Here is a 267-nt window from a genome sequence, read left to right as displayed (position 1 = left end):
CATCACCTGTATGGGAAAGTTTTGCAACAAGATCTTCACCCTGTTTTTGTAAAGTCTGCGAAAGAGTTTGTGCAAGCTTTTCAACATTCCTGACAATGTTGGAGGTAGCCAAGCCAAATTCATCACTGAGTTGTTCCTGTGTTCCTTTAATTGTTGATTGTACACGGTCCGCATGATTCAAAATGGCTATGCGTTCATTACTCAATTCTTTAATTAATGTATGAATGCGCGATTCATTTTCAGCATAGGCTTGTTCTAGATGATAAA

At 38.2% G+C, this 267-nt stretch carries 1 protein-coding gene; it reads right to left on the bottom strand.

All coding sequences use genetic code 11. The features are described from left to right. Positions 1–267: hypothetical protein (locus tag ACFIO5_RS10660; protein ID WP_375705387.1), on the bottom strand; the 267-nt coding region annotated here is incomplete at both ends.

Source organism: Bartonella sp. AA86SXKL (assembly GCF_042196885.1).
This window is presented reverse-complemented; position numbering and strand designations above follow the sequence as displayed.